Source organism: Thermodesulfobacteriota bacterium (genome assembly GCA_040755095.1).
Lineage (GTDB): Bacteria > Desulfobacterota > Desulfobulbia > Desulfobulbales > JBFMBH01 > JBFMBH01.
Map to the genome: position 1 here is coordinate 1 of JBFMBH010000221.1, position 3,455 is coordinate 3,455.

General features: G+C 73.4%; 3 protein-coding genes. 1 reads left to right on the plus strand and 2 read right to left on the minus strand.

Features of this window, described 5'->3' with window-relative positions:
• On the plus strand, positions 1-1,122 hold a 1,122-nt coding region (locus AB1634_18995; protein MEW6221599.1), incomplete at its 5' end, for a hypothetical protein.
• Here AB1634_18995 and AB1634_19000 read toward each other — a convergent pair.
• Together AB1634_19000 and AB1634_19005 are read right to left on the minus strand one after the other, a co-directional pair.
• Complete coding sequence (locus tag AB1634_19000) at positions 1,119-1,430, minus strand: hypothetical protein (protein MEW6221600.1); 312 nt, start codon at positions 1,428-1,430, stop codon at positions 1,119-1,121. The genes AB1634_18995 and AB1634_19000 overlap by 4 nt on opposite strands.
• Positions 1,431-1,595: 165 nt before the next feature.
• Positions 1,596-3,455 (minus strand): polyketide synthase dehydratase domain-containing protein (locus tag AB1634_19005; protein ID MEW6221601.1); only part of this gene is annotated, 1,860 nt, incomplete at its 5' end.

Below are 3,455 nucleotides of genomic sequence, written 5' to 3' on the forward strand. Positions count from 1 at the left end.
CAGGGCGGCCCTGGCCGGCGGCTGGGCGCCCTGGCGCCCTTCGTGCTCCTGGGGGCCGCCTACCTGGCCTGGTACGGCCGGGCTGGCTACGGCGCCGCCGGCTCCCAGCTCTATCTGCTGCCGGCAGAGGATCCGGCGGGCTTCCTGGCTGCGGCGGTGGGGCAGCGGATTCCCCGGCTCGTCACCGGCCTTTTGGCCAATACCGTGCCCGAGCTGGATCCCTTTGGCCGCTGGGCCAGCTGGACGCCAGCCGGCCTCAACGGTCTGTCCTGGGCCGTGACCGGTCTTGGCACCCTGGCCCTCCTGCCCCTGTGCCTGCAGCACCCGGTCTGCCGCTTCCTGGCCCTGGCCGCCCTGGCCACCCTGCTGCCCCTGTGCGCCTCGCCGCCCGACGGCCGCCATCTCCTCCTGCCTTCCGTGGGGACGAGCTATCTCCTGGCCGCCTTCGCGGTGCGGGGCCTGGCCCGGGGCCTGGACTGGTGGCGGCAGCACCGGGCCGGCGGCGCTCCTGGCTGGCCGTCCCCCGCTCTCCTGGCCGGCACCGTCCTGGCGGTCGGGGTGGTCCTGGTGCATGGCCTCCACGCACCGCAGGCGGCCTGGGCCGACATTGCCCGCTATCAGCGGGCGACCCAGCGCCTGCAGCGCCTACCCCTGGAGGCAGCGATGCCCGAAGGGCCGGCCGCCGAGCGCTCCCGGGTCCTGCTCCTCAATTCCCCTGGCGACCTTTCCAGCACGTACTTCGGGGTCATCCGGGCCGGCCTGGGACACCCGTGGCCGGGAGGCCTGTGGCCCCTCAGCACCGTGGTCGCTCCCCATCGGCTGACAGTCACCGGCAGCCACAGCCTGCGGCTCACGGTCCCGGCGCCGGGCTTCCTGGGCACCCGCTGGGCGGCCCGACTCTTCCGCCGCCAGCGCCCTCTGCCGCCGGGCACCGTCATCCGGCGCGGCGCTCTGGAAGTGACCATCGCCGGGGTGGCCGGAGTCGAGGTGCACGCCATCGAGGCGCGCATCGACAAGCCGCTCACCGATCCGGATGTCTGGCTCCTGGCCTGGGACGGGACACGGTGGCAACGCATCACCCCTCCGGCCCCGGGGGAGACCGTGGTGCTCACCGGGAGCTAACGACCGGCCGGCAGGTGCCGGGCCAGGAAATCGGCCAGATCCACCAGCCGGATCTCCTCCGGATCCCGGTCGCCGGCCAGCAGGAGCGACTCGTAGGGCAGGTTGCTGGTGCCGAAGCGCTGGTCGATGGCCATGACCAGGCGCACGAAGTCCATGGAGGCGAAGCCGAGATCGACGCCCAGCCGGGTCTCGGGCCCGATGGCGCCGGCCAGCATGTCCCAGTCGGCGGTGAGGCCCTGGACGATTTCGACGAGCCCGGCCAGGATCGCCTCCCGGCTCCCGCTGCTCTGTTCTGCCGGCAGCATCATCTTTCCTCCCACACGAGCGCAAAGTCAAACGTGATGGTGCGGTGCTCCAGGGTGAAGGGCACGTCTCCGCGGTCGCATCCAGCAGTTTTTCGAAGCGGCCGCCGGAAAAGCCGAACACCTTGGCCACCCGCTCCGCCGGATCGACGACGCAGCAGTACCGCTTTGCTACCAGACCGCCAGCCCGTAGACCGCATCGCCTTCACGGCCGGTAGCCACCGACACGGCCATCCCCTCCTGCCCGGCCGCCACGGCAGCGGCGACCGCCACCGCCACCTGGCCGGTGGTACGGTCCATCCCCCGGACAAGCACCGGCACCGGCCCGGCCAGGCCCTGTCCGGAAGCGGCCTGTTTCGCCGCCTCCCGGGCGCACCAGAGGCGAAGCCGCCACTCGGCCTGCCGGCCCTCGGCCAGCTCGGCCAGGAGGGCCAGCTCGGCGGCGGTCCAGGCCTGGTCGTCCAGGGCCGGATGGTCGTCCACCAGCGCAGCGGCGGCCAGGGCCAGGCCGGCCAGGGCGCCGGCGGCCGCCACTGCCAGCATCTGCTCGCCGCTGCCGGCCACGGCCACCGCGATCGCCGGCTGGCCGGCCAGCAAAACGCCGCCGGCAGCAAGCCGGCCCCCCTCGTCCTCGACGATCTCGATGTCGGCATCGCAGGCGGCCTGGCCGTGGTGCTGGCCCAGAAACAGCCGGACCGCCTCCTTGGCCGCGGCCCGGCCCAGGAGCCAACGCCGCCGCTGCCGCTCCGGTAAGCCCAGACCGGCAAAGCGCGCCCGCTCGACCCGGGAGAGGACCAGCCCGGCCAGGACCCGCGGCCAGATGCCGCCGCCATTCTCCCGCACCACCACCGCTGCGGTCGCCATCCCCGGCCGCTCCGGGGGCGGCTCCTGCCACGGGTGGGCCAGGGGCCGCTGGCAGGGCGCCAGGAGAAAGGCGTAGAAGGGCAGCGACCAGTCGAAGAGCCGCATGTCCTCCCAGCCGACGATCTGGGCCAGGAGCTGGCCGTCCTCGGCCACGAGATCGATGTCGCTGGTGATGCGGCCGGAGGCGGACAGGGTGATGCGGCAGTTGCACGCGATCACCGCCCCTGGCGCCGGCTTGGGCGCCAGGAGCCGCAGCTCGGTGAAGCCGGTGGGGAACATGATGAAGCCGGAGACCAGATGCTCCACCGCCCAGCCGCCCACCACTTGGCCGGCAGCGTCCATGAGCACCGGATCGGTGAGAAACGGCCCGCTGGGGGGGGCGAAAAGATCATCCGCCGGCAGGGTCACCAGGGTGCCTGCCGCGCCGTGCAAGCCGAGGCGGTCCAGGGAGCGGACCGCCCGGAACATCGGGCCGTGGAAAAGGATGTTCTCGTAGAACCGCTCCTGATCCACCGACAGCGCAGGGCCGCAATCCCGCTCCGGGTCCACCAGAGGGGTGACCGGCGGCCAGTCCAGGCCGAAAAGGAGGCGGCCTTCCAGAAAGACAAAGCCGCCTGGTCCGGCGTCCCGCACCGCGACCGCCACCTCGACACCCGCCCCAGCCCCCGGCTGCCGCTCCGCCTCGATCAGAAGCTCCAGGGCACCGTCCTCCGGTGGCTCCAGCCAGCGGTGGCCGCGCACCGCCCGCATGCCGGCCAGGCTCAGCCCCGGGGCCAGGAGGGCCGCTGCCTGGGCCATGAGCTCGATGGAAAAGGTCAACGGCACCACCGCCAGGCAGCTCAGCTGGGGATCGATCCGGGAAGGCTGGCGGCCCAGGGTGTGGTGGGCCAGGTAGCGATGCACCTGGTGGTCCACCCGGCAGCGGCCGGCAAGACGACTCCGGGGCGCCAGCTCCGTGACCTCGATGCGGAAGGGCCCGTGGGGCAAGGCATCGGGCGGCGCCGCCGGTGGCGGGGCGGCGGGCTGGGCCGCGGCCGGCACCGGCGCGCCGCCGGCAAGCCCGGTCATGAGCCCCCGCTGCAGATCCAAAAACTGCTGCATGCTGCGCAGGTATTCCGCCATGACCAGGGCGCGGCCGGTCTGCGCCGGCGCAGCACCGGCCGCGGG

Excerpts from the sequence above, each read along its gene's own strand:
- AB1634_19000 (MEW6221600.1), bottom strand. The coding sequence starts at position 1,430 with ATGATGCTGCCGGCAGAACAGAGCAGCGGGAGCCGGGAGGCGATCCTG.